19 protein-coding genes, 4 tRNA genes, 1 rRNA gene, 1 pseudogene and 1 riboswitch (1 of these 26 only partly in view) are annotated in these 23579 nt (G+C 48.5%); of the genes and pseudogenes, 10 read left to right on the top strand and 15 right to left on the bottom strand.

Going from position 1 to position 23579, the window contains the following annotated elements; all coding sequences use genetic code 11:
* The first annotated feature begins 226 nt into the window (after positions 1–226).
* Positions 227–1468: an aminopeptidase gene (locus IC804_RS02540; RefSeq protein WP_081157413.1), complete on the top strand. Its 1242-nt coding sequence runs from the start codon at positions 227–229 to the stop codon at positions 1466–1468.
* Positions 1469–1574: 106 nt separating this feature from the next.
* Here the strand turns inward: IC804_RS02540 and IC804_RS02545 are convergent, their stop codons facing one another.
* From IC804_RS02545 to IC804_RS02575, 7 genes are all read right to left on the bottom strand, one after another.
* Complete coding sequence (locus tag IC804_RS02545) at positions 1575–1892, bottom strand: hypothetical protein (RefSeq protein ID WP_081157414.1); 318 nt, start codon at positions 1890–1892, stop codon at positions 1575–1577.
* A 179-nt stretch (positions 1893–2071) separates the two neighbouring features.
* A complete protein-coding gene (locus tag IC804_RS02550; protein ID WP_008880487.1) occupies positions 2072–2842 on the bottom strand; it encodes a 3-oxoacyl-ACP reductase in 771 nt (256 codons plus the stop codon).
* Between the two features lie 12 nt (positions 2843–2854).
* Positions 2855–3886, bottom strand: coding sequence for an ABC transporter substrate-binding protein (locus IC804_RS02555; RefSeq protein WP_081157415.1), 1032 nt, complete (start codon positions 3884–3886; stop codon positions 2855–2857).
* Positions 3883–4638, bottom strand: coding sequence for an ABC transporter permease (locus tag IC804_RS02560; protein ID WP_008880485.1), 756 nt, complete (start codon positions 4636–4638; stop codon positions 3883–3885). Before IC804_RS02560 ends, IC804_RS02555 begins: the two co-directional genes overlap by 4 nt.
* A complete protein-coding gene (locus tag IC804_RS02565; protein ID WP_060475995.1) occupies positions 4635–5381 on the bottom strand; it encodes an ABC transporter ATP-binding protein in 747 nt (248 codons plus the stop codon). Before IC804_RS02565 ends, IC804_RS02560 begins: the two co-directional genes overlap by 4 nt.
* Before the next feature lie 14 nt (positions 5382–5395).
* Positions 5396–6847, bottom strand: a complete 1452-nt coding sequence (locus IC804_RS02570) for an acyl-CoA reductase (RefSeq protein WP_081157416.1) — start codon at positions 6845–6847, stop codon at positions 5396–5398.
* The gene (locus IC804_RS02575; protein WP_198520159.1) at positions 6844–7971 is read right to left on the bottom strand and encodes a LuxE/PaaK family acyltransferase; all 1128 of its coding nucleotides are present in this window, start codon (positions 7969–7971) and stop codon (positions 6844–6846) included. Before IC804_RS02575 ends, IC804_RS02570 begins: the two co-directional genes overlap by 4 nt.
* A 29-nt stretch (positions 7972–8000) precedes the next feature.
* Positions 8001–8110: riboswitch (TPP riboswitch) on the bottom strand.
* A gap of 702 nt (positions 8111–8812) precedes the next feature.
* On the opposite strand from IC804_RS02575, the gene IC804_RS02580 reads away from it, so the two are divergent.
* The 4 genes from IC804_RS02580 to IC804_RS02590 all read left to right on the top strand — a co-directional run bounded on the left by IC804_RS02580 (position 8813) and on the right by IC804_RS02590 (position 12261).
* Positions 8813–10090, top strand: coding sequence for an IS110 family RNA-guided transposase (locus IC804_RS02580; protein ID WP_087959846.1), 1278 nt, complete (start codon positions 8813–8815; stop codon positions 10088–10090).
* Positions 10091–10795: 705 nt separating this feature from the next.
* Positions 10796–10966, top strand: coding sequence for a hypothetical protein (locus tag IC804_RS18440; protein WP_223812880.1), 171 nt, complete (start codon positions 10796–10798; stop codon positions 10964–10966).
* Positions 10967–11001: 35 nt separating this feature from the next.
* On the top strand, positions 11002–11331 hold the full coding sequence (locus IC804_RS18445; protein WP_255505917.1) for an ABC transporter permease subunit: 330 nt from the start codon (positions 11002–11004) through the stop codon (positions 11329–11331).
* Between the two features lie 213 nt (positions 11332–11544).
* Complete coding sequence (locus IC804_RS02590) at positions 11545–12261, top strand: ABC transporter permease subunit (RefSeq protein ID WP_223812881.1); 717 nt, start codon at positions 11545–11547, stop codon at positions 12259–12261.
* A 196-nt stretch (positions 12262–12457) separates the two neighbouring features.
* Here the strand turns inward: IC804_RS02590 and IC804_RS02595 are convergent, their stop codons facing one another.
* Complete coding sequence (locus IC804_RS02595; protein WP_081157623.1) at positions 12458–15235, bottom strand: tetratricopeptide repeat protein; 2778 nt, start codon at positions 15233–15235, stop codon at positions 12458–12460.
* Between the two features lie 442 nt (positions 15236–15677).
* Here IC804_RS02595 and IC804_RS02600 point away from each other — a divergent pair.
* From IC804_RS02600 to IC804_RS02615, 4 genes and pseudogenes are all read left to right on the top strand, one after another.
* Positions 15678–15836: pseudogene (locus IC804_RS02600) on the top strand (IS982 family transposase); the annotation flags it as partial.
* Between the two features lie 358 nt (positions 15837–16194).
* Positions 16195–16752, top strand: coding sequence for a DUF6431 domain-containing protein (locus IC804_RS02605; protein WP_190300663.1), 558 nt, complete (start codon positions 16195–16197; stop codon positions 16750–16752).
* A 140-nt stretch (positions 16753–16892) separates the two neighbouring features.
* Positions 16893–18146, top strand: coding sequence for an IS481 family transposase (locus IC804_RS02610; protein WP_021292743.1), 1254 nt, complete (start codon positions 16893–16895; stop codon positions 18144–18146).
* Positions 18139–18939 carry an ExeA family protein gene (locus IC804_RS02615; protein ID WP_011230382.1) on the top strand — a complete coding sequence of 267 codons (801 nt, stop codon included), beginning with the start codon at positions 18139–18141 and terminating at the stop codon, positions 18937–18939. Before IC804_RS02610 ends, IC804_RS02615 begins: the two co-directional genes overlap by 8 nt.
* Before the next feature lie 197 nt (positions 18940–19136).
* Here IC804_RS02615 and IC804_RS02620 read toward each other — a convergent pair whose 3' ends face one another.
* A complete protein-coding gene (locus tag IC804_RS02620; RefSeq protein ID WP_223812882.1) occupies positions 19137–19472 on the bottom strand; it encodes a GNAT family N-acetyltransferase in 336 nt (111 codons plus the stop codon).
* 493 nt (positions 19473–19965) lie between these two features.
* On the opposite strand from IC804_RS02620, the gene IC804_RS02625 reads away from it, so the two are divergent.
* Positions 19966–20076, top strand: coding sequence for a YjcZ family sporulation protein (locus IC804_RS02625; protein ID WP_078172638.1), 111 nt, complete (start codon positions 19966–19968; stop codon positions 20074–20076).
* On the opposite strand, the gene IC804_RS02630 is transcribed toward IC804_RS02625, so the two are convergent.
* From IC804_RS02630 to IC804_RS02655, 6 genes are all read right to left on the bottom strand, one after another.
* Entirely contained in the window at positions 20030–20479 is a 450-nt protein-coding gene (locus tag IC804_RS02630) for an ArpU family phage packaging/lysis transcriptional regulator (protein WP_049756695.1), read from the bottom strand. The two genes, IC804_RS02625 and IC804_RS02630, sit on opposite strands and share 47 nt — an antisense overlap.
* 842 nt (positions 20480–21321) lie before the next feature.
* A tRNA-Arg gene (locus IC804_RS02635) sits at positions 21322–21398 on the bottom strand.
* 22 nt (positions 21399–21420) lie between these two features.
* Positions 21421–21491, bottom strand: a tRNA-Gly gene (locus IC804_RS02640).
* 103 nt (positions 21492–21594) lie between these two features.
* A tRNA-Arg gene (locus IC804_RS02645) sits at positions 21595–21668 on the bottom strand.
* Positions 21669–21677: 9 nt separating this feature from the next.
* Positions 21678–21749, bottom strand: a tRNA-Gly gene (locus tag IC804_RS02650).
* Positions 21750–21989: 240 nt separating this feature from the next.
* Positions 21990–23579: ribosomal RNA gene (locus tag IC804_RS02655) — 23S ribosomal RNA — on the bottom strand (it continues 1339 nt past the right edge of the window).

The raw sequence follows: 23579 nt of genomic DNA on the forward strand, positions 1-23579 counted from the left end.
GCGCCATTTTCCCATAAAAAACCGGCATTGCCATCGAACAAAGACGACAATGCCGGTGTAGACAATAACGGTACAGCTTCATCACTTATTTATTTCATTACTACCATTATGATGATAAGAAACGATTTATTCCCGTTCGCTTTCTTTAATATTCAGTTATTTAAAAGTTGCGAAATATACAAACATGTAATAAAGTGGACTTGACACTAAAAAAGGAGTGAACCATATGGAACGTTGGGAAAACGAGTTAAATAAATACGCCGAATTGGCAGTGAAAGTCGGCGTCAACGTTCAGCCTGGACAGACGTTGTTCGTCAGCGCACCGCTCGATGCGGCACCGCTCGTCCGGAAAATTGCCAAAACGGCGTATGAAACCGGGGCAAAACATGTGCATGTCAATTGGGATGATGAATCTCTTACATATATTAAATTTCAACACGCCCCAGAAGAATCGTTTTCCGAATACCCGATGTGGCGGGCAAAAGCGATGGAAGAACTCGTCGAACAAGGAGCAGCCTTTTTATCGATTTATGCCCCGAACCCCGACTTGTTAAAAGATGTCGATCCAAAGCGGATCGCGACAGCCAATAAAACGGCTGCCCAAGCGCTCATCAACTTCCAAAACGCCATGATGACCGACCGGAACTGCTGGTCAATCATTTCCGTCCCGACGGCGGCATGGGCACAAAAAGTGTTTTCCGACCTCAGCCAAGAGGAGGCGATCAATCAACTATGGGAAACGATTTTCCGCATCGTTCGCGTCGACCAAGACGATCCGATCGCAGCTTGGCGCAAGCACAACGATCGACTTGCTCGCATCGTCGACTACTTGAACAATAAACAATATAAACAGCTTGTCTACGAAGCGCCAGGCACCAATCTGACGGTCGAGCTCGTCGACGGACACGTTTGGCACGGCGGCGCATCGACAAGCCAAAGCGGGGTGCGCTTCAACCCGAACATGCCGACCGAGGAAGTGTATACGATGCCGCATAAAGACGGCGTCAACGGCACGGTCCGCAACACGAAGCCACTCAATTACGACGGCAACATTATCGACGGCTTTACGCTGACCTTTAAAGACGGCCAAGTCGTTGACTTCAGCGCTGAAGAAGGATATGAGACGCTCAAACACTTGCTTGATACGGATGATGGAGCGCGCCGTCTCGGCGAAGTCGCCCTCGTGCCGCACCAGTCGCCCGTATCGCTGTCCAATCTCATTTTTTACAACACGCTGTTTGATGAAAACGCCGCCTGCCATTTCGCGCTTGGCAAAGCGTACCCGACGAACATCGAAAACGGCGCGGCGCTGTCCAATGAGGAGCTTGGCCGCCGCGGCGTCAACGACAGCCTTGTGCACGTCGATTTTATGATCGGCTCCGCCGAGCTGAACATCGACGGCGTCACGAAAGACGGCAAGCGCGAACCAATTTTCCGCAACGGTAACTGGGCGTTTGAACTTGAATAATCCTCCTTTTGCAGCACATACACATAAAAAAGAAGGCTGTTTCCAAACGATTTCACTCGCGGTTGGAAACAGCCTTCTCTTTATTTCAAACGATCAAGCACTCAGTTCATGCCGAGCCTACGCGGTGATGATATTGCTGCAGCGCCTTTCTTTCTCTTTCCGTCCGTTTGATGACGTAAACGACGCCAATGATGAAAAGAACGAGCCACAACACAAGTCCGTATTGGCCGACACCGAAGAAAACCGCCAGTTTGACGCTGATATAAAGAGGGGTAAACCATAATGTGATGAGCGAAAAAAATATGTATTGGGAAACGAATGAGTTTTTCTTCTGTTCATTCCTTACCGCCAAAATGGTGACATGGTGCAACAACACCCCACACATCAACAACGCCAACAAAAGAAAAAACAATGAACCCTTCATCGTTCATCCCTCTTTTCCAAAGAGAAATGCAACAGGCCTGTTTTTTTATGAGACATAAAATATTAGAAACATTCAAACAATATCATACCATAATAAATCACCAAATTCTACAAAAAAAACTGCCCTTTGTTCTCGAGGGCAGCTGGTGAAACGTAGGCATATTCAAGATGCCGGCAGCGCTAGCGCATGATGAGCCCGCCGTCGACAAACAACGTCTGTCCGGTCATAAAGCGGCTCCAATCAGACGCTAAAAATAGAACCGGCCCGGCAACATCTTCAGGAGTGGCGATTCGCCGCAGCGGCGTTTGGGCGATCAGCATTTCCTTCACTTCCTCCTTTGTCCGCCGGCTGGCGTCCGTCGGGTAAACCAAGCCAGGAGCGACACAATTGACGCGGATGCCAAACGGACCGAGCTCCGCCGCTAAGTTGCGGCTGTAACCGACGAGCGCCGCTTTCGCCGTTGTGTAGTCATGGTACGGGACGACCGGGCGGGCGACTAAGTCTGTCACGATATTAACAATGCTCCCCCCGCCCTGCTTTTTCATGATCGGAATCACCGCCTGACACATATAATAGGTCGAGCGCAGCGCTCCGTCGATTTGCGCCTGATAATCTTCCCACGCGAGCTCCCACGCCAGTTTGCGCTCATCTGGGTCAAATGTATACGGCGCAAACGCATTGTTGACGATGACATCGATTTTCCCTGTCTCCATCATCACTTGCTCAATCAACTGCTTGACCGCTGATTCCGAGGTGACATCGGCCTGAACGGCCCAAGCATCGCCGCCAAGTTCAACGCAGGCGGCGGCCACTTGTTCCGCTGCCTGCTGATTTTGCAAATAGTTGACGATGACCGTTCCATGTTCCCGGGCAAACGCGCGGGCAATGGCCGCACCGATGCCCCGGCTCGCACCGGTTACCACGATGACTTTTCCTGAGAACATCCCCATTTTCGTCCTCCATTATTGTTTCGGAAGCAATTCATTGGTAACCACTTCCGCCATGTTGATGTCGTTTTTAATCAAGCCTAGCTGTTTATACGTGTCTGCGGCTTGCTGCAGCACGTTTCCATCAAGCGTCCCGAGCCCTTTTTCTTCCGTCAATGGCGAAACGCTCGACGCATTTCGCAACTGAATGATTTGTAAGTTGCGTTTCTCATCCTTGCCATCGATGGCGTACTTGACAGCTAACGACGCCGCTTCTTCTGGATGGTCGATCATCCATTGAGCGCTGTTCCGATACGCTTCTAGAAACTTTTGCAACAACTCTTTTTTCTCGTTGTACGTTTTCTCCGTGACAACAAAAACGTCACTTGGGATATTTAAATAGTTTTTCACTTCAATGACGTTGACGTCCCCGAGCCCCTTTTCTTTCGCCATAACAAGCCCGGTATCGGTCGCCGCTGTCGCGTCAACTTGCCCTTGCATAAGCGGTGCAAAGTTTAACAAGCCGGTTTCGACAATCGTCACATCGTTTTCGGAAAGCCCGGCTTGATGCAATAGCACCAATAAGTTTTGCCACGTTCCGCTCGATAAGCTGTACACGCCGATTTTCTTTCCTTTTAAATCTTCCGGTTTCGTGATTTGTTTCTCTTTTAATGAAACGACGTTGAAGACGTTTTGTGGATAAATATTATAAATGACTTTTAATTTTTCTCCTTTGTCTAACGCAAAGAGCAACGAGCCCGGATCCGTAAAAGCAATATCGGCTTGTCCAGAAAGAATGTTTTTGATCGCATCGCCGCCGCCGGCGCCAGGAATGAGCGTCACGTCCAAGCCTTTTTCTTTAAAAAAGCCTTTTTCTTTTTCTGCCAACAAGTTCGTTTGCTCGGTAATCGGTTGGCTCCAAAGGGCCACACGCAGCTGTTCTGTTTTCTCTTTTTTCGCCGTATCCGTAGTTTCACTTGCCTCGTTTTTCTGTCCGGACGCACCGCAGGCCGCTAAAAAAACAACCACCGACAGCAGCCATACAGCCACTAACATGCTTCTCCTCATTTGTCTGTCTCCTTTTTATACGGTTTGACTAATCGGTTTTCAAAGAAATGAACGATTTGGTAGAGTACCATACCTAACAACGTCAATAAAAGCAAAACAGAAAACATAAGCGGGGTATCCATCATCCCTTGGGAAGCGATAATCATCGCACCTAACCCTTCGCTGGCGCCAATAAATTCGCCGACGACCGCCCCAACGACCGCCAATACGACGGCAACGCGGAATCCGGCAAAAATGTTTGGCAGCCCGGCGGGAAGTTTCAAATGAATGAGCGTTTGCCAGCGCGTCGCGCCTAACACGCGAAACAATTCGAGTTTGTTCCGATCGGTATATTGAATCGCCGTCACGGTATTTTCAAGCAAAGGGAAAAAACAAATCAAGGCCGTAATGATCACTTTCGATGTCATGCCGAAACCGAACCAAAGAATAAATAACGGCGCCAAGGCGAGTTTCGGCACGGCCTGGCTGGCGACGACGTACGGGAAGAACAATTTGCGCAAACATTCAATTTCCCCCATGAGAATGCCGACGATGAGGCCGAGACCGCTTCCTAAACTAAGACCAAGCAACACTTCCAAGCTTGTCCGGACGATGTGCGGCCAAAAATAACCACTCTTGATGCCCTCAAAAAGCGTTGCCGCGACGACCGACGGCGCCGGCAAAACAAGCTCTGACATTTGCCTAGCAGCCAGCTCCCAGCCGAGAAGAAGCAGCACAAGTAACGCCAGCGAGTAAACGGACGTCCGGTTCATCGCCTCATCCCCTCCATCGCCTGCCGCACTTGAAAACAGAGCTCGTTAAACCGTGGCTCATAACGCATTTCCAACGCTCGCGGTTTCGGAAGATGGACATCAAGCGCATAAACGATGTCCCCGTCGGCCATGACAGCGATGCGGTCCGCTAAATATACGGCTTCGGCAATATCGTGAGTAATAAACAAGACGCTTGTGTTTTGCAGCCGGCAAAGCGCTAATAAGTCATCTTGCAATTCTTCCCGCGTAATGGCGTCCAATGCGGCAAACGGCTCGTCCAAAAACAACAGCGCCGGTTGTTGAATGAGGGCTCTTGCAATGGCTACCCGGCTTTGCTGCCCGCCGGATAGTTGAGCCGGGTAGTGGTTGCGATATGCAGACAATCCGACCCGTTCAAGCAAATCGTGCGCCAACTCATAATCTTCCTTCGTCGGTTTTCGTTTGAGCGAGATCGGCAACAAAACATTATCAATAACCCGCTTCCATTCAAGCAACGTCGGCGCTTGAAAGACATAGCCGATCGAAGGGGAAGGCTTCGTCACTTTTTCACCTTGCAAATAAATGCCCCCTTCATCCGGCTGCAACAGGCCGGCAGCAAGCTTTAACAACGTCGTCTTGCCGCAGCCGCTTTTCCCGACAAGGCAATGGAATTCCCCTTCATTGATCGTCCAACTGACCCCGTCGATCACCGGCTTCGAGCCTTGATAACGATACGTAACACGGTCTAGCCGCAAAAAGCTCATCCTCATTTTCCTCCTTAATCGACATAAGGAGCGAACTGTTCCGCATACGCTTCAGCCGCCGATTCAATGTCGACCATTTGCACGAGATCGCGCAAATTAAAGCGCCCATCATGATGCCAGCCCGCTTCAGGAGAAGTCATATGCCCAAGCGCCGTAACGCGTGTGGCGCCTGCTTTTCCTAGCCACTCCGCCCACTCGAACAGCTCTTTTGGCGAGGCGGCCACTCCCACCGTCTGCAAAAACGCCCGATACGGGGCAATTTCTGAAATGATTTGTGAAATGTCATCAAAAGCGACGATTTTCACTACCCGGTTTAGACAACTCGCAGCAAACTCCCGGCGTTCCGGTTCATAAACGACCGTCCAATCCCCCGCTTCGTTTCCGAGCACTTCTTTTTCCTTGTTCACCAACACGTCCAGTTCTTCGCGCTGCCGCCAACTTGCTTGTGCCGCCATTTCCTCAAGGGAAAGAGGACGCCGCGGAAACCGTTTCGCAAAACAGTTCAGCTCGTGGGCGACATAGCGGGCAAACTCTTTTGGCGATACGATCCCCCCTGTTTGCACATAAAACAGATGCGGCGAATAACACCCTTGCTGGTCATAGCGTACAATATCGAACGCCGCCTGATGGGCGACATGCCACGCCTTGCGCGCATCAAGGCAGGAACGGGAAACAATGCCGAAACTCAGTTTATGCCCAAACGGCAAAAAGCGGGTCGTTACCGGGAGGCGGCGCTGCATCTCTTCGAGCGACGCGTTGCTTCCATAGCCGACAACGACGTCAGCTTGTCCAAACACCGCACGCTCCCTCTCGACATCTCCGCCTTTCCACCAAACAACAGCGAGGCAATCCGCCAACTTCGGTTCCACCTCTACTAACAAACGGGCAAACCACCCGGCAAATAACGGCTCGGCGCTCGACACTTTCCCGATGTTTCCCGACTTCACCAACAACCCGGAAATAAGGCTCCATAACGGCAGCGCCGGCACGTTTCCCGCCCAAACGTGAACGATGACGTCCGGACCGACCGCTTTGGAAAGGCCGCCTTTAGGCCGCGGTTGAAAATCATCAAGAAGCAGCGGATTTTCCAAGTCCTCAACAAGAAAGCGCTGCAGCTGCGGCTTACGGAACGTTTTGAAATACGAAGTCAACCCTAAACGAACCATTTCTTCATCATAGCCAGTCACAATCGGCAGCACTTGCTCCGCCTTTTGCCGGTATGGATGGCGGCGGTCTAACAGCTGTTCCATCACCCGGTCAAGCAAGTTGATGATCTCCGTCACCGAAAGCGATTTGAGAAACTGGGCGCTAGCCTGTTTCACTTTTTCGATGACTTTGTTTAACTGCTCGACCGTTAAAAGAGGAACTTCCACTTCGACTCTTTCGCCGTTTTTTTCAAACGTTAACACGCGCGTTTCGATCGGTTCATCCCCGATATGAGGAATATAGCCGGCATATTCTCTCATTCGGATGTCCCCTTCGCCGCACGAATGAATTCTTCGACCGCCATCGAGCAACCTTTTGCTTCCGCCCCTTGCACCCGGCCAAGCAACAAAAAGCCGCCGTCTGTTTCCACGCCCATATCTTCTGTCAAAATCGTTGTTACCGAGTTAAAGTTGCCGAGATCGCAATGAACGAGGACGCCGCGTTTCCCTTTTGGCATCTCTTCTCCGGTCAACGGGTGAATCACCCTTGTGCGAATCCAATGCGGTCCGGATTTCACCGATGGAACGGTCTCATTTCCGTCATCGTAAAATTGCGTGCTAAGCTCGGTCATTCCGTACATGTTGATGCACTCACGGCGCGGGACGCCAAGGTAAGCAGACAGCGTATCATAAAATTCGTCCAAATCCATTTCCCGGGACTGGTTTTTAAAGCCGCCCGTATCAAGAATCCGGCTTCCTTCCGGCAAGCGGAATGTTTTGCCGCGCTTTGCGAGCTCCTCAAATACATGAACGAAGCTAAACGAAGCGCCTAAAAGAGCGTACGGCTCACCTGATTGTTCCGCCTGTTCGAGCTCAGCAAGAAGCCGATCCATATTAAGGCCGTCGCGGTCGACAAGATAGTGGCTGTCTTCCGTGCCAAACACGTTGACGGCGAGGGCTAAATAATGAGCGAGTGAAGAGTTCGGCATATGCTCTTCTGTCGGGAAAAGAATTCCCATTTTGATTTTGTCACGCTCTTTCATGAACCGCTTTCGAAAATTGACGATCATCGAATGATCGTACACGCTTAACGTTGGATGATAATGTTTCCCGCGCACGCCTCTCGTCGTGCCGCTCGTCATAAACACGCGCTCAGCCTGTTCGGGGGAAACACAACTTAACGTTAATTCTTTAAAGGCGTTAATCGGTACAGCCGGAATATCCCGCCACGTTTTCACCGTTCTTGCCGTTTTTCCTTTTTGCATGCAATATGTACGATACGGGAGATTGTTTTCGTATTGATAAGCAAATAGCATGAGTGCATGCTCATTGAATTCTTCCTCTGTGGACGTTTCTTGATTGATAAACTGAAGCAAGCTTTCGATGATTTCTTGTTGAGTCACCTTCCCCGCCCCTTTCCACTTATCGCGCATTCCGATCCACATAAAAAAGCACTTTGCGCGCAGGCAAAGTGCTTGTCCATACTCTCTTTCCCTGCGCTGGCATTATCCAACAGGTTCAAACGGTCAACGGCGGATTAGCCGTACTCTCAGCCTGATTCCACAAGCTCCCGTAAACGTATTATCTTTTTACAATCAAAGTCTACTCTTTATAAAAAAAGAATGCAAGAAAAAAAGCGATGGAAGCATCCCCCTTCCTGTAAACGTCCAGCTAGCGTATAGCAAGGGACACCCGGGACGGATGAGCCAAATTTGCGGCACTACACAACCGTTGTCTTTCCCCCAGCTTACCCGTAGCAGTGAAACATTATGCTTCCTTCGTTGCTCGCTGCTTCTGGTCTGACTTTCGCTTGGCCGACAGGAGGGATGGAGGACATAAAAAATCGGCCGTTTTTTCAACAGTCTCTGTTTTTACTAAAAAACAAGATGATTACCCCCAAGTAAACTAGCGAAGTATGGTAAATAAATAAAATATTTGATAAACTGGGATCGCAAATAAAAATTCCTCCCTGGTTAATGTTTAGATCACGTTTACCATACAGGAAATTACGTTTTTGTACCACAATTCAAAAAAATCTGATTGTCAAGTCCATTTCGTGGCGAATATCTAGAAACATAGAGGTATCAGGATTAAAAATGAATAAATGTTTGTAGAAAATTAATAATACGCCATTTTTTTATTATGTTACAAAATTAATTTATTAGAAAGGAGCATTCCTGTTAGAAGTTTTTTCGGGGACTTGAATAAAAAAAGCCCTCTTGGTATGATTCGGGGGTGTCAATCGCACGAATTGACCCCTAATTTGGATACCAAGGAGGACTATACATGAATTCTATCTCAAACAAGAAGATTAATCAAGTCACCGATCAAACGCTGGTTGTTGGGATGGATATCGCAAAGAAAAAACATTATGCCTGCTTTGTGGATGAGCGAGGGAGGGTGTTAAAAAAGCCGTTTCCCGTTCTGCAATCGAGAGAAGGATTGGAATGGTTGTACCAGTGTATCGTAGAAGCCATGAAGGAATTTGGAAAAACCGAGGTGATCGTTGGCATCGAGCCAACGGGACATTATTGGCTGAATCTCGCCTATTTTCTTGATGAGAAAGGCATCCCTCTCGTCATGACAAACCCGATGCACGTGAAGCGATCGAAAGAGCTGGACGATAACCTTCCAACCAAGCATGATGCGAAAGATGCGCTCGTCATTGCCCGGTTAGTGAAAGACGGCCGATTCAGCTATCCGCGTATTCTGAAAGGGATGGAGGCGGAGCTGCGCGTTGGAGCGACATTTCGCTCCAAATTGGTGGAAGAACAGGGAGCAGTTCGAAATCAGATGATTCGCTGGCTCGATCGATATTTTCCAGAGTTTTCCCAAGTCTTCCCGTCATTTGGGAAAATGGCGCTCGCGGTGCTGGAATATACGCCATTTCCGAGTGATCTGGCAGGAAAAGAACTGGAAGAGGTGCTGGCCCTTTACCGGCAAAGTGAGGGATTACAATCGCCACAAAAACCGAAAGCGAAGAAGTTGATGGAATTGGCCCAACACTCCATTGGCGTAACGGAAGGACAACAGATGGCCCGTATCGAAATTGCCACGCTTGTCCGCCGGTACCGCCAACTGGAAGAAGAAATCGAGGCACTGACAGAGCAGCTGATCGAACTCGTACAGACATCGGTCGAGTACGAATGGTTGAAGACCGTTCCGGGCTTAGGCGATGCGACCATCGTAGAACTGTTATCAGAGATCGGGAGTTTCTCCCATTATCAGGATCCGCGGCAGCTTATCAAATTAGCGGGCCTGACGCTGCGGGAACATTCCTCCGGCCAACACAAAGGGCAAAAACGGATCTCGAAGCGTGGAAGAAGGCGGTTGCGCGCCCTCCTCTTCCGCGTGATGATGCCGATGATCCGCCACAACGAAGCGTTTCGGCAGCTGCACGACTATTACACGACACGTCCTGATAATCCGTTGCGGAAGAAGCAATCGATTGTGGTGTTATGCGGAAAATTATTGAAGGTATTGCACGCTGTATGTACGAAGCACCAAGCGTTCGATGCGAAGCGAATGATGCAGGACATCTTTGGCCTCGAAACGGCTGCTTGATGCCTATAGTCTCGATTCTCTAGACAACAAGGATGACACGGAGAAGCTGGCGCGATATCATCCATTCGACCTTGAGTCCCTAAAGGAGCTTAGCCGGCCTCTGCCTGATGACTAGACCGAACGAAGGAATGTAGGCACAAGGATGCCAAGAGACATGGGAGGGTTCGTCATCATCAGCGATGCAGAGATCCACGGTGCATCCCATACGCTTCCTCCACTACAACCAAATTTAACCAGTAGTGGCCGCGAAGCGTACCCAGTCAATGTAAGATATACACATATTTAAGAAATAATGTTAGAATCTTTGTCGAAAAATATTTTTTTGACACCCCTGAGACGGCTACAACCGTTGATATATCAACATTTATAGAGGGAGGAACATTATTGATAAGAATAATGAAATTCATTGCTGGAATAATACTAGAATGCTTATTGGCAATCCTAGGAGTAGTGATGGTCAGTGGTTTTCCCAGCTTATTTCATAATATTTCGATCAATGTAAAGGAATATGTAAAAACATTAGGATACATCATCATGAAGCTTATTCATCCACTAAGTATCGAATATGGAACGAATAGAAAAGTATTCCCACAAATTCTTATTCATTATCGGGAGTCGCTTCTATTATGCGGGTTGGCAATCGTGGTAGCACTAATATTAGCATGGGGAATAACGTATATCACGCTTCTTTTCTTCCGGAGCCATATGGAGCGAATCAAAATGATATTGGGTCTTTTTGAATCCTTGCCCGATCTGCTGATTATCGTGACCTTTCAGTTAATCGTAATTGTAATATTCAAAAAAACCGGCTGGCTCATCTTTCAGCTTGCTTCCGCAGGAGAGGAAAGAAGCCTTTTTTGCCCACCACTTGTCTGAGTATTCCGATTTCTCTGTTGTTTGCAAAGTTTCTTTTGCAGCAATATGAAAACGAACTTCATAAGCCATATGTAGAATACGCTTTTTCAAAAGGGCTGTCTTTTTTCTATATTTTGAATCAACATGTGCTGCGGAACGTAGCGCCGGGATTGATTTATTATTCGAAAACAATGATTTGGTTTATGCTTTCGAACTTGATTATCATCGAGTATGTCTTTAACGTGAGCGGCATTACTGCTTTTTTGCTTGAATATCATACTCCGGAAGTGTTTGCGCTCGGGTTGTTATTATTATATATCCCTGTCTTTTTATTTTATAAAATCTCTTATTTATTTCTTCCACAGATGTGGAAAGGAGAGAAGTAGCTTGATTCGTATATTGATCCGGGACAAGTTATTTATGCTGGGGTTCCTTTTTATCAGCATATTGCTCTTATTAAGTTTGTTAAACAGCATAATTAATGATGGGAGCATTCGACAAGTTCCAATTCTTTTTGATAAAAATGGTAATGTTATCGGCACTCCTCCTTTGCACCTTCTCTTCGTTTTCCGTTAGGGACCGATCGCAATGGATACGACATGCTTCATATGATGATTCAAGGCGCAAAATTTACTATAGGAATCGCTTTGCTTATCATGATGTTGCGCATGGCTTTGGCCATTATGATCGGGGGAACGTTAGGAGTATACTGCAAAAAATGGATTCCAAAACTAGAAAACTTTTTTGATAGTTTTACTGTCGTTCCGTTAACGTTAATCGCTTACTTTATTTTAGTCAATGTGCTATGGATGCCGAGCGACGGGTTTCCGCATCCTTTTTGGAAACGGGCCGTATTTGAAGTATTTGTTCTCACTGTTCTTGCTCTTCCAACGTTGTCATTTTATATTGCCAATGACATTCGGAGAGTGTATAGGGAAGAGTTTGTCCAAGCAGCTAAAATATTAGGCGGTTCCAAATGGCATATTTTCAAAGTGCATGTGCTTCCACATGTTTTGGAAAATTGGGTTCTGTTGTCTATTCAGCAATTCATTCAAGTATTAATGGTGTTAGCTCACCTAGGAGTGCTACAATTGTTTTTTGGAGGCACTTATGTCGACTATATGCAGATAGACCCTCCGAAAACGACTTCCTATGAATGGTCAGGACTTATTGGTGACAGCTATCAAGTAATAAGCATCACCCCTTGGATCCCACTTATACCAATTGTATTTTTTTCTTTAACAATTATATCATCTCAATTTATACTAAATGGTTTAAAAAGAGCATTCATATTGAAAAGAAGGGTAAAAAATTAAAAATAAATAATGAAGGTGAAAAATTCATAAGCTTGATTGTTGAATCTCTACGTTCGATTGGTAGTAGTACATAAGTGGTTTCTCCTATCAGTTGTTTTCTCAACGTATATCATAAAAAAAAAAAACGGTTTTGTCCCTCGACAAAATCGTTTTTCAACAGTCTGAGAAAAATCGGCCGATATCCGGCCGATTTTCCTTATACTTGAACCGCAGCAGAAGCCGCCTGCGTCAGCTGCTCGCATTGTCGCAAACGAATGCCAAAAAGAACAAGCGGATCGCGATAGGCTTCTGGATTTGTTCGCATCTGTTGTAATTCCTCTTCCTGAGCAACAATTTCGAGCTCCAATCGTTCTAACGTTTCGTTTAACACCGCCAACGGCGCTTGGAAAAATTGGGTGATGTCACGCTCAAGCGATTTGGCAAACCATTCAAACGGCAACAACAACTGCCCGGCGACCGTTTCCGCTACATCCGTGTAATCTTGCATTTGGATAAATTGCTTATACTTTTGCGCCAACATCACCTTATTTTGCGCGAAGGCCCCAAGCAGTTTGCCCGCTCCTTTCAACAGCAGCTGCCCCGGTGTCCGGCGAAGGAAAATGTTCAGCTTATCAATTTGCGCCCCGCTCGCAAGCCGATCAATATCGCGCCGCCAATCGGCAAGAATGCGGAAATCACATTCAAGCTTCAGCCGTTCTTCGCCAAACATGGCGTTAAACGCTTCGCCCATTTCATGCAAAAACGCCTGACATTCGTTGAATTCCTCATTTGTCGTGGCAATCCAATCTTCTATGGCACCATGTAATTTCGGCAGCACCTCTTCATCAATATAGGTGCGGAGCTGTTCGTTCACTTGATCATTCAGCTCGAGGTGAAGGCGGGCAAAGTCGCTGTCTTCGCGCACAAAGTCGGCCGCTTTGCGCAGCATGTCAGGAATCGCCGCTGACAAGTCCTTCCGCGTCTCTTCTAAAACCGTCCGGAACGCTTTCACTACTTTCCTTGTTTTCTCTTCTTGCTGATCGCCAAGTTGATGGATCGCCCCGTTCAGCTTGGCGGCCATTTCTTTTTTCCAGACGATCGACTCTGCCAACCGGCTTTCCGCCTCAGCCCGCTGCCGGAACAAATGGGCAATAAACTGGTGAATCGTCGCCAAAATCGCTTCTTCCCGACGCACGGAAGACCGATGATGGCGCACTTCTCCAAGCAAGTCAGCGAGCGCTTGTTGCTGCTTGCGGCTTGGCGCGTGCGGTGAATAGACGAGCACGTTCGCCCTCGGGACGATGGTGCGAATATGCGCTTCGATTTCTCGAGCAATCCGTAGCTCCTCCTGCTCATCGATCATCCCGTCGCTCGGAGGCAATAAAAAGTGAATCGGCACGCGCGGTGCTCGTTCACAAAGCTGCAGCACGAGCTGTTCATCCACGCTGGAAAACGGATCATCACCGTTCAGAAGGAAAAGAATGCTATCGGCGAGCGGGAATGAAACGAGCGCCTCATGATGAGAAGAGACGCGTCCGCCAAGCGGGCCGATGTCCAAAAAGGCTACTTCTTGCGGTACAAGCGAAAGCGGCGCCGTGCACTCAATGACTGCATCATCAGGAAAACGGACGGCCCGCCCTCCTAATGCTTGTTGAAACTCATCAATGCTTGCAAAAACAGTAAACTGTTCATCACTAATTTTCGCCACTTCGGTCTCGTCGCCGTTTTTCCAAACAAGCACTGGAGCCGATGGCGCCACTAATGCCGCTTCGCCAACTACCGTGCGCAAAAATGCCAAGCGTTCATTTCGCGACGCTCCAGCGACAAGAACGCGATGCGTCCGCAGATCGGAAAGCTGCCGTACGAGCCAGCGGAAGCGAAAATGCGAGCCCGCCCGCTGCGTCTCTGCCCAATCAGCCATTTCCTCAAATAACGCCACTCCTGCTTCTTCTGATTGCCGATCCGCACAGACAAACTGTTTAGCGGCGTTCTTCACCATTTCGTCACTAAAGCCTTCCGGAAATTTTTCACTCCATGCTATCAAGGCAGCCGCGGCCTCCGCCATTCCCTGACCGTCAGCCAAATTCACCCAGCTTTTTAAGAGCGGCGGCACGACTTCAACGAGTTCTTTCAACCGATACGGCCCTTTCATTAACCCGTCATACGCCTCAGCCAAAAGGGATGGAATTCTCTTCCACTCATAATCTCGGCCAATTGCCAGCTCATCGTAAAGGGAACTCCACTCTGCCAACCATGAAAAATAAACATCACTATCTTTATAACCGTTCCATAACGCCTGCACCAATCGTTCAAACTTCACCCGATCGGTTTCATACAACAGCGCTAAACACCGTGAAAAGCGCGCAGGTGCCATCATCCGCGCATGCCCCTGCTCAACGTAGCCAGTCAAAGTGTCCGCCCAATGGCGCGCCGACGTCCGCACCGCTTCCCCTAAAGCGAGCTCGATGGCACTTTCCCAATCGCCTTGTTCTTCAAAAAAGGCGCGGGCCCATTCAGTCATATTCGGGTAGTCAGGGGAAAGCGCCACGCCGCGCTTAATCATTTCATCCGCTTTTTCTCTTTCACCCAACTCGCGGTAGAGTGAAAATAGACGCAAAATGATTTCCGCCTGAAGCGTCTCGCTTTCTGCCTCAATCGAGCGGTACAGCTCTTCGGCGAGCTGAAACTGTCCGAGCTCATAGTAGCTGTCCGCAATGTTTTTTTGCGCCCACGGACGCAAATCGTTATGAACGTTTTCCCATTTGAAAATGGCGGTCTCATAATCACGACGGTGGAAGTACACTTCCCCTTGCGCAAAGCGAATGGACGACAAATCGGTTCCGTCCCGATACGCGGTGAAGAAAATGTCGCCAAGCGCGCTGACAATATCGTGCTCTCCTCCATCAATTAACGTTTCATAAAATGTCTTATGAACGAGTTGTTGTTCAAACCCCATGTCGATCACCTGATTCATGTATTTGCCATGCATGTTCATTGTATGGCGGATTCCGCTATTTTATTTCTATCTTGTATATTTTAACAAACTTTCGCCGCCATGAACGTTTCAATTTGTTTTCATTTTAAAGACAAGATACAGCTGTTTTCATCGCCGATCGTTCCGGATTTCCCTATCCTTGGCAAACTGTTGTCATCTCCTTCATCAAAAATGAAAACTCTCTATCACTCTATCGAGGAATTCAATATTTGGATAGAGCATTTGCTTTCGCGCAGTTTTGCGCACTTGTTCCGATGTAGGTGGCGTCCTGGTGGGGTCATAACCCCATCATAAAATTATTGATATTTTATACGTAAGAATTATCCAAAGGATAGGAGTTGACACTCCACACGGCTAACACCGTAGAATTCTTGTGGTTTGAACAGCGCCTAAGCTCAGGAATGTGTCATCCCCCCATCCCCATCGGTTAGCGTGCACCTCAATGATTTTGTGCTTTGTATCAGCTTAACGATCGAGTATCCAGACTTATCTTCCACGTTGAAATCTTCATTTGCTGAAACTTCATGTCCTTGGAAAATTGTTCGGCTTCACTTCCAAACGGGCTCGGCTCCGGTTTGTAATCGGATTTTTATTTCCTAAGACTTCTTTGGTTGTTCTTATTCCATTGAAGCTCTCGTTCCCGAAAGAAACATTACTCATTATAATGCTTTCTCCATATCGAGCATCGGGGAGAAGCCAAGCCGTTCATAGATTCTCCGGCCCTCTGAACTTGCCCATAGCCGAGCCCTTCTTGCGCCTCGCTCTTTTAGCCAAGAACAGACTTCTTCCACCAATTGGGAAGCCAAGTGTAAATTATCACTTTATTTCGGAACAAAAGAGCCATTTTTTTGCACATTCCTTCAGAAAGCCCTCTCCCCTTTTCTGAAAGAATGTGCTAAATTTTTTGTGAATTATTTCGGAAGAGAAAATCCATCGGTTCATAGGAGGGGGAGGAGGACGTGATTCAATTTCATGACTTTGACATTGACGTCCAAACGTATGCAGAGCGTGGAAAAGAAAACGACTTCCCTCTTCTGAAAAAGTGTCCGCATTGCCGGGCCAAGCGCCCGTTGCACCGCCACGGTTACTATGAGCGAAACGCATTGACCCCACATGGTGATTATCGCATTTGGATTGTCCGGTATCGCTGTCGGGAATGCTTGAAGACGGTGAGTGTGCTGCCTTCCTTTCTCCTCCCGTATTTTCAGTATACGTTGTCCGCCATATGGCAAGTCGTGAAAGAGCAGTTGGGATTGACCGAGGGGACGAACCGGGCTCCGTTTCTCCCGACAAAGGACGGCATCATCTTTTATGTCCGGCGGTTCTGCCGAAACCTATCAAGCCTTCACAGCTTTTTTGCGAGGCGGTGGAGGATCATAGGCCCTATCGTGAAAAAAGAAAAGGAACGGGCTTCCTGGTGGATCCGGACGTTGGAGAAACACGGTCTCTATTCGGTCATCAGAGACATGTGGGAGGACGGATTCCGACACCCTTTTGCGAATCAAATGGGATCCTGATTTTACATACATATCCTAAATTGGAAATAGTTGAGGTTCCCACAAACCTTTCCTATCGACGGAGAAAAAGCGATCCGGTACGATAAGGGCAGACGGACCGGAACGGTCCTGATTCCAAGTGAGACAAGGAGGAGATTCGAATGGATGAGTCGATGAGACACGACATTGCCCTGTTTCGGTACGGGCTAATCGCTCCGTTGGTGAATGGGCAGGTGGAACCGAAGACGTATCTGAAAGAGGTGAGCGAGCGAGTGCACCATGTTCCCCACCAGGGCGACAAACGAATCGCAGCCAAGACGATCCTCGATTGGTGCACCCGATACAAAAAAGGGGGCTTTGACGCCTTAAAGCCGAAGCGCCGTTCGGACCGCGGCCACTCAAGGCGTCTGTCGCCCGATGATGAGGATCATATTTTAGCCCTAAGAAAAGAACATCCCACCATGCCCGTGACGGTGTTCTACGAACACCTGATCGAGCAGGGGGAAATCCCAGAAAATCATACCTCTTACTTTACTATATACCGATTGTTGAAAAAACACAACCTTGTCGGGAAAGAAATCTTGCCCATGCCGGAGCGAAAGCGCTTTGCGTATGACCAGATCAATGAGCTTTGGCAAGGGGACTTATCCCATGGACCAACGATTCGAGTCAATGGGAAAGCCCAGAAAACGTTTTTGATCGCCTATATCGATGACTGCTCGCGGTTTGTGCCGTACGCGCAGTTTTTCCCTTCGGAGAAGTTTGACGGGCTGCGGATCGTCACGAAGGAAGCGGTGCTTCGTTGCGGGAAGCCGAAGCGCATTTACTCGGACAACGGGAAAATTTATCGATCCGAGGTGCTGCAGTATGCGTGCGCCGAGATGGGAATTACGCTCATCCACACCCAGCCGTATGACCCGCAAAGCAAAGGGAAAATCGAACGGTTCTTCCGCACCGTACAGACGCGGTTTTATCCGCTGCTGGAGTTGGATCCCCCGAAGTCGCTCGAAGAGCTGAACGAGCGCTTTTGGAGGTGGCTTGAAGAGGAGTATCATCGAAAACCGCACGCCTCGCTGGACGGAAAAACGCCGCATGAGGTGTTTCAATCGCAAGTGCATCTCGTGTCGTTCATCGAAGATAGCGATTGGCTGGATGCGATTTTTCTGAAGCGGGAGCACCGCAAGGTCAAAGCCGATGGAACGATCACCTTGAACAAGCAGCTGTATGAAGTGCCGCCCCGGTTCATTGGGCAATCGATTGAACTCCGCTATGACGAACGGGGCGTCTATGTGTACGAAGATGGAAGGAAGGTGGCGGAGGCCGTTCGGGTTCGTTTGGAGGACAACGCCTATGTAAAACGCCATCGGTCCCCGTTTGCGGCGATTCCGGCGAAGGAGGGAGAACACGGTGTATAAATCGTTTTACTCCCTTTCGCGGGAGCCGTTTGCGAAAGAAACAGACCCGTCCGAGGCGTATCAAGGGGCGCCGTTTCAGGAAGCGTTGCGGGCGCTGGAGTACGTGAAACGAACCCGGGGGATCGGGCTGTTAATCGGAGAGCCAGGGGCGGGCAAGACGTTCGCCCTTCGGGCGCTGAAAGAGTCATTGAATCCATCATTGTATCATGTCGTCTACTTTCCGTTATCCACCGGAGGCGTGATGGATTTTTACCGTGGTTTGGCCTTGGGATTAGGAGAGGAACCGAAGTACCGCAAGGTAGACCTCTTCCGCCAAATCCAGCAGGCGATCGAGCGATTGTATCATGAACGGCGGATCACGCCGGTGTTCATTTTGGACGAGATGCATTTAGCGAAGGATGCATTTTTACAGGACATCGCGATCTTGTTCAACTTTGAGATGGATTCGACCAACCCATTTGTCTTGATTTTGGCCGGGCTGCCCCATTTACAGGGGAAGCTGCGGCTCAATCAGCACCGCCCTCTCGACCAGCGGATCATCATGCGATACCGGATGGGGCCGCTGGAGAAGGAAGAGGTGGCGGGCTACATCAAGCATCGGATGAAACAGGCCGGGGCGAAGCACCCGATCTTCACCCCATCGGCGTTAGAGGCGATTGCCCTGCAGTCGCGGGGATGGCCTCGGGTGATCAACACGTTGGCCACGACGTGCCTGTTATACGGGTATCAGCTGAAAAAGGACGCCATTGACGAAGAAGTGGTGCGCATGGCCGCAGAGGAAATGGGGTATTAGCATGAAAGGGGCCGAATCGGCCTCTTTTGTGCTTTTTCTTTTCCATCGGTCCATCAGGCGCGCTGGAAATCTTCATCTGAAAGAGCGTGCAAACGTTCCGAAAGAATGTGCAAAATCCGGAACAATCCGCAAAAATTTTGCACATTATTTCCGAATCCGCCTGAAATAATTTGAAAAAGGGATTCTGAAATAATGTGCTAGTTTACAGCCAAGCCTTTTTTTCGATGATGGGGAATTGTATAAACACTAATTACCCAACCAAAAGGAGTTGGTTCTTCACTTAGAGGGGTGGCATACTCCATCCTAATCAGTCCCCCTGCACATGCCACAATGTTTCCTTGCTCATCAACCGCCACCCGGAATCTTAAATTGTTCTCCTCTCTCTCCTTAAGAAATAAGTTTCTCACTTCGTTCACACGTTCACTGTTTGGTATAGGTATGCCATCCTTTTCCCCCATCTCACATGCCATGTGAAACCAATATTCCGCAAGTAACGGGAGCTCATTTTTTGTTGCCCATCTTGTTATATACATCACCTATCCCACCTGTATATTCTTCATTTTACTTAGCTATTGATATTCCATCTTGTTTCTTGTAATCCTCCTTTTTCAACCAAGCGAATCTGTTCGTTGCAATAGAAAAATGAAAAAGCTCAAAATGCCGAGACATTTTGAGCTTTTCGTTTATACTGTCTTCTATAGATGCTTCGTGTTTTATCAGTAACTTTTACAAATAAAGGAAGTAAAGGTGAAATAACAATGTGTATGTAGAACACCACTTGGTGCAGGTTCTGTTACGTCAACAAATTGATGGCTATGGCCCACGTCAAAAGAAGTAACTCCGGAGAACTGGTTGCCTGCTAAACAAAAGGAAAAAGCACCAAAAATCATTCGTACATCGCTTCTCCCGTTCCAACAAAATGCTGAACGTATTCATCATTTTTTCATTACCTAGGCTGCTTGTCTTATACGGGTTGGCTATGTTTCACATAGGATGTACTATCTTGTTAAATCGGGGGGATACAAAATGTCAGGTGGCTTTGGCTTAAGGTCAAACTTTGCTTTAATTGTTGTGCTGTTTATCCTTTTAATTATTGTTGGATGTAGTTGTTTCTTTGGTGGCTTTGGTGGCTACTAATCTCTAGAATCCACTTAAAAGTTTTATAGGGCGGATCATTATAGATCCGTCCTTTTTCATCTGCATCCACTTCTCGAAACTCCGTGAACCAGTGTAACGGGAAGCAGCCACCCAACCTTTTTAACTCCTTATCGTAATAAAAGTACGCATGTGTTTTTTTCGGCTGTAAATCATCCATCCCTAGCGCAACATGTTTGTATCCACGTTTCCTCCAAACGAGCTTTGTATTGTAGCCTTTTGAATTGTCCAATACAGGGATAGAGCTTGGTGGCACGAGAGAGCATGTTTGCGTCACGCGTGGTAAGATTTCGTCTGAAACCGTCAACATAGGCATGCGATATTTTTCAAGTGCTGCCTCCACAGCCTTGATCTTCTCCCCGTCCACATCTCGTAAGAATGACATCTGTTTTTTTGTTTCACCATCAAGACCCTTATATGGTATAATATGGATATAACCCCTATTTCTCGGTCGGGGGAAATCCCGGTCTTTTTCGATTTCACGTCTCATTATGCATCAAAATAAGCTGTTATTCCCGGTATACATCCACAGCTCTTTTGCATATTTTTTACATAACAATGAGGGGAAGGATGATAAAATGGCCTTTATTGAAATCTTCGGATGGTGGTTGTCAATAATCTTGAGCATAAGTTTTTTTATCTCCCTGCTATTGCTTCTTAAAGAGCCCAATGAGGAAGATGCCCCCTCAGATCAGTAATGGATGTCTTTCAATGATCCAATTTCTCTTGTTTCTCCGGCCCGAATGGTTTAATTTCGGGCCTTACAATTTTTTGTACACTTAAGAGCCTGTATCATCCCGTGGCATGCACTTCTTACCTTGAATCTATATCCTCGAATCGCGCCTTTGCATGAACTCCCTCCCATAGAAATCGGGATTCACCAAAAATGAAAAAATGACCGTAAATGCGGTCATTTCAAGGTTTTCGACAATTTTAATCCGAATAAATCATTTATAAATGGAGTCCCGAGACCAATCGCTTAGAGCTGGTACCCCCTCCTCTACTAGCTAATTCAAAGAAGCCAAGTGCGTCGGGACAACTCGTAGCAAGCTCTAGGATATGTTACACATTACTCTATCCAACTGAGCCCTCTCGATTTCCTTAGCCTTGACAGGTTGTTCTTATGTTCTTTACCAAAAATAAAAACTCTCCATCGTCACACGAGAAATCGTGCCTCTGACAAAGAGTTTGCTTTAGCGCAGTTTTGCGCATTTCTTCATATGTAGATGGCGTCCCAGGAGAGATTCGAACTCCCGACCGACGGCTTAGAAGGCCGCTGCTCTATCCAACTGAGCTACTGGGACATAAGAATTGTGAAATAAGAAAAGCGGGTGATGGGAATCGAACCCACGACTTCAGCTTGGGAAGCTGAGGTTTTACCATTAAACTACACCCGCATGATTGATTAAATTATCCATACAGCCGGGATAAACAGTTGCAATAAAAAATATAATCATTAATATCTTTTTTGTCAATATCTTTTTTATAAAATTGGTTGAACGCGCTCGAGAGGATTCGAACCCCTAACCTTCTGATCCGTAGTCAGATGCTCTATCCAATTGAGCTACGAGCGCATGATAGAAAGCGGAAGACGGGACTCGAACCCGCGACCCCCACCTTGGCAAGGTGGTGTTCTACCACTGAACTACTTCCGCATTATAAAGGAAGTTCATTCCTTCAAAACTAGATAACCGTTTGGTGGGAAGAAGCCTCCGCTTTTCGTACTGTCTAGCTCCGGCCGCCATCGGCTCGCGACGCTTCGGTTCTGCTGTGGCGGCGACACATTGCATACGCTCCTGTGGCACCACCCACGCAGAACCAAGCTTTGCTTGGTTCGAGCCTCCTCGCAGGCCCTCCAGCGCGTCTCGCCGATAGGCGGGCGGCCTCCGCTTTTCTAGGTTAAGCCCTCGATCGATTAGTATCCGTCAGCTCCACGTGTCGCCACGCTTCCACCTCGGACCTATCAACCTCGTCATCTTCGAGGGATCTTACTCGCTTAACGCGATGGGAAATCTCATCTTGAGGGGGGCTTCACGCTTAGATGCTTTCAGCGCTTATCCCTTCCGCACATAGCTACCCAGCGGTGCCCCTGGCGGGACAACTGGTACACCAGCGGTGCGTCCATCCCGGTCCTCTCGTACTAAGGACAGCTCCTCTCAAATTTCCTACGCCCACGACGGATAGGGACCGAACTGTCTCACGACGTTCTGAACCCAGCTCGCGTACCGCTTTAATGGGCGAACAGCCCAACCCTTGGGACCGACTACAGCCCCAGGATGCGATGAGCCGACATCGAGGTGCCAAACCTCCCCGTCGATGTGGACTCTTGGGGGAGATCAGCCTGTTATCCCCGGGGTAGCTTTTATCCGTTGAGCGATGGCCCTTCCATGCGGAACCACCGGATCACTAAGCCCGACTTTCGTCCCTGCTCGACCTGTCCGTCTCGCAGTCAAGCTCCCTTGTGCCTTTGCACTCTCCGAATGATTTCCAACCATTCTGAGGGAACCTTTGGGCGCCTCCGTTACCTTTTGGGAGGCGACCGCCCCAGTCAAACTGCCCACCTGACACTGTCTCCCACCCCGATAAGGGGTGCGGGTTAGAATTTCAATACCGCCAGGGTGGTATCCCACCGACGCCTCCACCGAAGCTGGCGCTCCGGCTTCCCTGGCTCCCACCTATCCTGTACAAGCGATACCAAAATTCCATATCAGGCTGCAGTAAAGCTCCACGGGGTCTTTCCGTCCTGTCGCGGGTAACCTGCATCTTCACAGGTAGTATAATTTCACCGGGTCTCTCGTTGAGACAGTGCCCAAGTCGTTACACCTTTCGTGCGGGTCGGAACTTACCCGACAAGGAATTTCGCTACCTTAGGACCGTTATAGTTACGGCCGCCGTTTACTGGGGCTTCGGTTCGCACCTTCGCTTGCGCTAAGCGCTCCCCTTAACCTTCCAGCACCGGGCAGGTGTCAGCCCCTATACTTCGCCTTTCGGCTTCGCAGAGACCTGTGTTTTTGATAAACAGTCGCTTGGGCCTTTTCACTGCGGCTCTTCGGGGCTCATCACCCCAAAGAGCACCCCTTCTCCCGAAGTTACGGGGTCATTTTGCCGAGTTCCTTAACGAGAGTTCTCCCGCGCGCCTTAGGATTCTCTCCTCGCCTACCTGTGTCGGTTTGCGGTACGGGCACCTCTTCCCTCGCTAGAGGCTTTTCTTGGCAGTGTGGAATCAGGGACTTCCGGATCAAATCCGTCGCCATCACAGCTCAGCCTTTACGGCCAGCGGATTTGCCTACTGGCCAGCCTTACTGCTTGGACAGGCTCTTCCAGCCGCCTGCTCACCCTATCCTCCTGCGTCCCCCCATCGCTCAAACGGGAAGGAGGTGGTACAGGAATCTCAACCTGTTGTCCATCACCTACGCCTTTCGGCCTCGGCTTAGGTCCCGACTAACCCTGAGCGGACGAACCTTCCTCAGGAACCCTTAGGCTTT

The organism is Geobacillus sp. 47C-IIb, from assembly GCF_014679705.1.
GTDB classification, from domain to species: Bacteria; Bacillota; Bacilli; order Bacillales; family Anoxybacillaceae; genus Geobacillus; species Geobacillus thermodenitrificans.

What these genes read in the sequence shown, in the direction of transcription:
- IC804_RS02540 (WP_081157413.1), top strand. Translation starts at nt 227, where the DNA reads ATGGAACGTTGGGAAAACGAGTTAAATAAATACGCCGAATTGGCAGTG.
- IC804_RS02545 (WP_081157414.1), bottom strand. Translation starts at nt 1,892, where the DNA reads ATGAAGGGTTCATTGTTTTTTCTTTTGTTGGCGTTGTTGATGTGTGGG.
- IC804_RS02550 (WP_008880487.1), bottom strand. Translation starts at nt 2,842, where the DNA reads ATGGGGATGTTCTCAGGAAAAGTCATCGTGGTAACCGGTGCGAGCCGG.
- IC804_RS02555 (WP_081157415.1), bottom strand. Translation starts at nt 3,886, where the DNA reads ATGAGGAGAAGCATGTTAGTGGCTGTATGGCTGCTGTCGGTGGTTGTT.
- IC804_RS02560 (WP_008880485.1), bottom strand. Translation starts at nt 4,638, where the DNA reads ATGAACCGGACGTCCGTTTACTCGCTGGCGTTACTTGTGCTGCTTCTT.
- IC804_RS02565 (WP_060475995.1), bottom strand. Translation starts at nt 5,381, where the DNA reads ATGAGCTTTTTGCGGCTAGACCGTGTTACGTATCGTTATCAAGGCTCG.
- IC804_RS02570 (WP_081157416.1), bottom strand. Translation starts at nt 6,847, where the DNA reads ATGAGAGAATATGCCGGCTATATTCCTCATATCGGGGATGAACCGATC.
- IC804_RS02575 (WP_198520159.1), bottom strand. Translation starts at nt 7,971, where the DNA reads ATGTGGATCGGAATGCGCGATAAGTGGAAAGGGGCGGGGAAGGTGACT.
- IC804_RS02580 (WP_087959846.1), top strand. Translation starts at nt 8,813, where the DNA reads ATGAATTCTATCTCAAACAAGAAGATTAATCAAGTCACCGATCAAACG.
- IC804_RS18440 (WP_223812880.1), top strand. Translation starts at nt 10,796, where the DNA reads ATGGAGCGAATCAAAATGATATTGGGTCTTTTTGAATCCTTGCCCGAT.
- IC804_RS02590 (WP_223812881.1), top strand. Translation starts at nt 11,545, where the DNA reads ATGCTTCATATGATGATTCAAGGCGCAAAATTTACTATAGGAATCGCT.
- IC804_RS02595 (WP_081157623.1), bottom strand. Translation starts at nt 15,235, where the DNA reads ATGAACATGCATGGCAAATACATGAATCAGGTGATCGACATGGGGTTT.
- IC804_RS02610 (WP_021292743.1), top strand. Translation starts at nt 16,893, where the DNA reads ATGGATGAGTCGATGAGACACGACATTGCCCTGTTTCGGTACGGGCTA.
- IC804_RS02620 (WP_223812882.1), bottom strand. Translation starts at nt 19,472, where the DNA reads ATGTATATAACAAGATGGGCAACAAAAAATGAGCTCCCGTTACTTGCG.
- IC804_RS02625 (WP_078172638.1), top strand. Translation starts at nt 19,966, where the DNA reads ATGTCAGGTGGCTTTGGCTTAAGGTCAAACTTTGCTTTAATTGTTGTG.
- IC804_RS02630 (WP_049756695.1), bottom strand. Translation starts at nt 20,479, where the DNA reads ATGTCATTCTTACGAGATGTGGACGGGGAGAAGATCAAGGCTGTGGAG.